The sequence below is a fragment of the Infirmifilum sp. genome, from assembly GCF_049970975.1.
Classification (GTDB): Archaea; Thermoproteota; Thermoprotei; order Thermofilales; family Thermofilaceae; genus Thermofilum; species Thermofilum uzonense.
The window spans coordinates 1-5,646 of sequence record NZ_JBMFLX010000090.1; the positions used below are offsets into that span (position 1 = coordinate 1).

General features: G+C 46.1%; 5 protein-coding genes. 3 read left to right on the forward strand and 2 right to left on the reverse strand.

The window, feature by feature from the left end:
- Positions 1-242: 242 nt before the first annotated feature.
- From ACP5KC_RS08555 to ACP5KC_RS08565, 3 genes are all read left to right on the forward strand, one after another.
- On the forward strand, positions 243-959 hold the full coding sequence (locus ACP5KC_RS08555; protein WP_428287283.1) for a metallophosphoesterase family protein: 717 nt from the start codon (positions 243-245) through the stop codon (positions 957-959).
- Between the two features lie 33 nt (positions 960-992).
- Positions 993-1,943 (forward strand): RIO1 family regulatory kinase/ATPase, encoded by a 951-nt coding sequence (locus ACP5KC_RS08560; RefSeq protein ID WP_424741004.1) that lies wholly within the window; start codon positions 993-995, stop codon positions 1,941-1,943.
- Between the two features lie 77 nt (positions 1,944-2,020).
- Positions 2,021-3,988: a DUF460 domain-containing protein gene (locus ACP5KC_RS08565; protein ID WP_273434104.1), complete on the forward strand. Its 1,968-nt coding sequence runs from the start codon at positions 2,021-2,023 to the stop codon at positions 3,986-3,988.
- On the opposite strand, the gene ACP5KC_RS08570 is transcribed toward ACP5KC_RS08565, so the two are convergent.
- Both ACP5KC_RS08570 and ACP5KC_RS08575 read right to left on the reverse strand, forming a co-directional pair.
- Positions 3,985-5,208, reverse strand: a complete 1,224-nt coding sequence (locus ACP5KC_RS08570) for a methionine adenosyltransferase (protein ID WP_052884476.1) — start codon at positions 5,206-5,208, stop codon at positions 3,985-3,987. The two genes, ACP5KC_RS08565 and ACP5KC_RS08570, sit on opposite strands and share 4 nt — an antisense overlap.
- Before the next feature lie 63 nt (positions 5,209-5,271).
- A complete protein-coding gene (locus tag ACP5KC_RS08575) occupies positions 5,272-5,592 on the reverse strand; it encodes an LSM domain-containing protein (RefSeq protein ID WP_273434101.1) in 321 nt (106 codons plus the stop codon).
- Between the last annotated feature and the right edge of the window lie 54 nt (positions 5,593-5,646).

The following is a 5,646-nucleotide window of genomic DNA, read 5'->3' on the forward strand; positions in this document are numbered from 1 at the left end:
AGGCCGAAGTTCTCGAACACGCATAACCCCGCTTAGAGTATAAGCTGTCACCCTGCCAGACTACAGGGTAGCGTTAGACAGCATCAATACAATGTTCAGGGGGCTAGAAGAACTCCAAAGCAGGATTGAAGGCATTCTTGAGGGCTAGAAATCTTCTACTCTCCAGTCTTGGGGAAAGCTGTCACCCCATCCCTCAAACTAACGTTATAACAACCGTTACAATAAAAAGATAGGCTGAGACCATGAAGCTGCTCGCATTCGGTGATGTTCACTCGCCCGAATACCTTCCTATCTTAACGTCATCGTTGAAGAGAACAAAGCTCGATTCAGTTCAGCTCGTGCTCATTGCGGGTGATGTCGTTAAGAGGGGGGATTATAGGATGTGTGCTCCTGTTGAAAAAACCCTGCGAAATTACTTGCCCAATGTGGAGATAGTTGCTGTTTTCGGGAACGAGGATTACCCAGAGGTACGCGATAAGATGAGGGATGAATGCACAGAGATAAGATGGCTTGACGATGAATATGTTAGGCTCTCTCTTATATTAGAGACAATAGTCTTGGGTACGACTGGTGTTCTGGATAGGCCTACGAGATGGCAGCTGAAAAACGTGCCGGAGATAGTGAAAATTTATAATGAGAGAATTATCTGGCTCTCAAGGCTGCTTGAAAGTCTTCCTCAAGGCAAATTAACTTTACTTTTAACACATTATCCACCTAGATCCAAGACGTTGACCGGGGAGCCGCCCGAGGCCTGGGATGAAATGTCTAGCCGTCGGCTTACGGAAGTCTTGATTCATAGACCCGTAGACGTGGTGGTGCACGGGCACCTACACCACAGTGTGGTGCACAGGGACGTGATAGGTTCCGTGCCAGTCTATAATGTAGCGTTGCCTGCAACCAGGAATGTGTCGATAATAGATCTCAAACCCACGGGGCTAACCCAGTGGCTCTCCTATTGAGATGTCAGTTTGGTAGGATGTGTATTAGCCTTAATGGGAAAAGAATATCTCTACGTGAAAACTATTTTTCTCGTGAGTGTTAGGTTTTCCGTTTGGAGCCTACGTGAACTTACACAAAGAGATTTGCGAGTTCTAGTCTCAATAGAGCGAGGAATGATAAATCACGAGTACGTAGACGTTGAACTTATCTCGTCTATTTCTCGATTGGATTCAGAGCTGGTCGAAAGCATACTGAAGAAGCTAAACAAGCTAGGACTGGTTCAAAGATATCGTGGTAGCTATACTGGTTATGTTTTGACTAGTAGAGGGTATGACGTTCTGGCTTTAAACGTACTAGTTAAGCGGGGGGTTCTTGCAGCGGTCTCTGAGACGCCTGTGGGCGAGGGGAAGGAGAGCGAGGTTTATATGGGTAAGACTCCAGGTGAACGCATTGTAGCGGTTAAGGTCCACAGGGCGGGTCGGACGAGTTTTAAGGGGGCTAAGAGGGTGAGAGGCTATGTTGGCGAGAGGAAACACTTCTCATGGCTCTACTTGTCGAGGCTCGCTGCACAGAACGAGTTCGAAGTCTTACGAATCTTATGGAAGAACAAGGTTGCCGTTCCAGAGCCTATTGACTGGAACCGGCATGTCGTAGTTACAAGTTTCGTAGAAGGAGTTGAACTTTCCGAGGTTCCTCCCTTAGAAGACCCTTTTACAGTCTTGCAACTCATAATCGAGGAGATTAAGAAGGTGTATAAAGCTGGAGTCGTTCACGGGGATCTAAACGAGTTCAACGTCCTTATTACCCCGGAAAACAAGGTCATCCTCTTAGACTGGCCACAATGGGTGCCAAGCTCCCATCCAAATGCCCTCTTTTATCTTCAAAGGGATCTTGAGAATATTATCGACTTCTTTATCAGGAAATACAGGCTTCGCGCTGATAAGGAGCTGTTGCTAATTGAATACATGAAGATGATAACCAAGAGCGATGAGAGCCAGAGTTGACATCTCGCCTTGAGAAGAAAAGGACAAGTTTAAAGCTCAGAATAGAGTTTCCACTTAGGGGTTAGGGACTGCGTAGAGTGCTAGGCATTGATATACTCCCAGGGCACTCGCCTCAAGCCGGAGAGCCAGTTTTTGCAGCGGCCTTAGTTGAGGATGGGAAGGTTGTACTAAGACTTGAAGAGACCTCGCTGTCAGAGGTTTTGAAAATTATCGAGGAGAGGCGGGTTGATGCACTTGCAACTGACAACGTGTTCGAAATAGCCAGCGACTTTAACGAGTTGACGAGGATCTTCGGGAAGTATTCAGGTTCGGGTTTTCGGCTAATAGAGGTAACGAGGATAGGTGATGAAAACGTAAAGATTGAAACGATATGTGCGCTAGTCGGTCTTTGCAAGGGAAAGCCCAACCCCATCGAGACAGCCGAAGCTGTTGCTCTTCTAGCCTATAAGGGCATCGGTTCCGAGGTTCTTCTCTTCGAGGAAGAGACGAGAATACAAGTTGGCAGAGGAAGAGTTCCGGGATCCGGAGGAATGAGCCGCGAGCGTTACAGGAGAAACATAGAGTTGCTTATCAAGCGTAAGGTGGCAGAGATAAGGGAGCATCTTAACAGGACAGGCATTGACTACGACCTTTTCATCAGGAAGAGCGGTGTCGGGCTCGTAGGAGCGACCTTCATAGTTTATGCTCCTAGAGATAAACTCAACGGAATTGTTAAACAGGAATCAGGACATGACCTCTTTGTCGAGATTCAGCCGATAAAACGTGAAAGCATAAGCTATAGACCTCTTGGAAAGGTCGAAAACAGAGCCTCCAAGAAGAGTGACAGGTACCTGATCGTAGGCGTGGACCCTGGGATAAGTACTGGTGTAGCAGTCCTGGGGCTCTCAGGAGAAATAATCAGCGTTTTTTCACGGCGCTGGTTGAGCAGGAGTCAACTCTTAAGGATAATCCTCCAATACGGTCGACCAGTAATTGTTGCAACCGATGTAAATCCTCCCCCCTCTTATGTGAGAAAGATCGCAGCACAGGTCGGGGCTACTCTATACGTCCCTCCGCGGTCACTCAGTGTTGAGGAAAAGAGAAGATTAGCCGAAGGTTATATGGGTGTTGAAAACACGCATCAGCGGGATGCACTAGCCGCGGCTATGAGGGCGTTGAGGGAGTACCGGGGTAAGTTTGACGAGGTAGAAAGGGAAGCAGTAAAATACAACGTGCCTTTCCCGATGGATTATGCAAAATATCTTGTAATTAGAGGTGTTCCTGTCTCCAATGCTATACAGGATGCTATAAAGGAGTACTTACACCTGACATCTAAAGAAGAGAAGTCGTTAAATGAAGCATTAGAGCAGGGACCTGAGGAGCTCCTTAAGTTCTACCGGAGATTAGTTGAAAAGATGGCTAACGAGAACCGCGCACTTCAAGTTGAACTGCGAGATATGCGAGAAAAGGTCAACAACCTAGAGGCAATCCTCAAAAATATTCTCGAAACACGAGTTGAGCTTCGTAGACAGAGTATGGATTACTCCAAGCTAGAGTTGAAAATCGAGTCACTTAACACAGAGCTAAACAAGATTCGGCTGCAATTAGATGAGAGTAGGAACGAGATTAATGTACTAAGGGGGGTTTTAAGGGATGTGGCTCTCGGCCGCTATATACCTGTGTTAAACATTTCACTATTATTGGAAAATCTGGGTCATCTGGAGAAACAGGTACAGCCCGTGATATTTATTGACAAGAATTACCCTGTGAGCACGCTCAAGGCGTTACTAGATGACCTGGCAGAATCCGGACGACAAGTTATCGTTATAACACGTAGCGGTAAGGAATTGCAAACCATCAGGAAGATTCTTCCAATTGGTTCACGTGCTACTTCCCTGGAGTACATTGATGAATGTATACAGCTTGAGGAAATGTTGCTCGTAAGAAGTGATAGTCTCAGTAGGGCCCTGGTGATGGCTGAGTCAGATGAGGGCTCTAAGATAAGGGACATCTTTGAGGAATATAAGAGAGAAAGAATACGTTCCTTTGAGGGGTTGCAGCGCTAAAAGAGCATGAGCTCGCCTCGTAGGAACCTTTCCCAGAGCCTGTTTATGCCATCAAGGTGATTTTCGAGAATTTCCTCTGCCTTGTGTTTGACTCTTGAGAGGGTGGCGTCATCCGCGTTTATAGCTACATAAGCTAATAGTGGCTCGTTTATAGGTTTACCTATCTGGCTTATTAGCTTGACATAAGCTTCCTTTATGTTGTCAAGCTGGATGATTTCTTGCGCAGCATTGAAGGCTACTACGTTGTAGAGCTTGCCGATATGGCTTACCGGGTTTTTACCGGCTGTTGCCTCTAGGGACATGGGCCTAAAGGGTGTTATAAGACCGTTTGTACGGTTGCCTCTTCCAGTAGCTCCGTCGTCTCCGTGTTCGGCGGAGGTTCCTGTTACAACGAGGTAGAGACCCCCCTTGTCACCTTTCGCTGGATTATCTCCTGTATTAATGTAGACCTCTACTTTTCTCTTTGTGATATCTGTGGCTTTCTCAATAACGAGCTTCTTGATCTGTTCCTTGACTGCAAGATATTCGTCAGTAGAAGAAACATGTCTCGAAATAATAGCAGCGGCAATAGTCAGGTATATTACATCGCCCTTTCTAACACCCATAACTTTTATATCCTCGCCCACAGCGGGCAGCTCCCTTTTAACCTTGGGAGAATTTAACAGTCTCTCAACCTCAAAGACAAGCCTCTCAGTTTCAGACAACGGTGCATATCCTACGCCCATAGATGTATCATTAGAGCCCGGATAGTCTTGTTTACGCTGATATATGTCTACGAGGTCACTAGAACCTTTGCCGATCCTATAATCAACTATGACGTGCTCGTCTGGATCAAGATACCTGAAGTTTTGTTTAATCCACTGTCTTGTTGCCCTAAGTAGTAGTGGTCCTACAGGAATAGATATTCTGGAACCATCAGTGTCAATAACTTCAGTTGTGGCTCTTCCAGAGATTAAAATATATATTGGCTGTAGTAGCTCGCCTCCGCCAAACCTAGGAGCCGACTGGCCTCCGACTATCAGAACCTTGTCCAGGTTGTGGTGTAGGATACGTTTAAACCTGTCATAGTAGTATTTTGAAAGCTCCCTACTAGCTGCCTCAGAGATAGAATCAGCGATGTAGTCCGGATGCCCGGTGCCCTTTCTTTCAACTATTTCGACAGGCAACTGTTCGGGTGGAACATACGTCGATTTCTCGATTACGGTGTTTTTCTGCATCATCAAGAGTCTAGGCTATGTCACATTTGTTTATATGATTTTTCAATAATTACTCGTGGTAATAAGCTAATCCTCCTCCTCTTCCTTCTTCTGTTCCTGTTGCTCCTCGGGTTTAGGCTGCTCTGGCTCTAGGAACCTTACTTTTTCAGGCTCGATCGAGATGAAGAGGAGGTTGCTTCCCCGTATGAATACGTTGCCGAAAATGGCAAGAATCTTGTTTGTCTCTGTTACCTCCTTGGCATCTGTGAGCACCACATTCATAGAGGGGTCGGCAATCATGAGCTTGCCCATGTATTCAGAGCCGTCTTTCAACTTTACAAAGACGTTTTTCCCATTATGGTGCTTCAGATATTCAAGAGGAAGCATTGTCTTCGATTGGGATTTCATTGGCTGGGTCACGATGACTCCCATGCAAAGATACTATAAATACTATTTGTTTCT

Bases quoted from the DNA above. Each gene is read 5' to 3' on its own strand.
- ACP5KC_RS08560 (WP_424741004.1), top strand. From the start codon at position 993: ATGGGAAAAGAATATCTCTACGTGAAAACTATTTTTCTCGTGAGTGTT.
- ACP5KC_RS08555 (WP_428287283.1), top strand. From the start codon at position 243: ATGAAGCTGCTCGCATTCGGTGATGTTCACTCGCCCGAATACCTTCCT.
- ACP5KC_RS08570 (WP_052884476.1), bottom strand. From the start codon at position 5,208: ATGATGCAGAAAAACACCGTAATCGAGAAATCGACGTATGTTCCACCC.
- ACP5KC_RS08575 (WP_273434101.1), bottom strand. From the start codon at position 5,592: ATGAAATCCCAATCGAAGACAATGCTTCCTCTTGAATATCTGAAGCAC.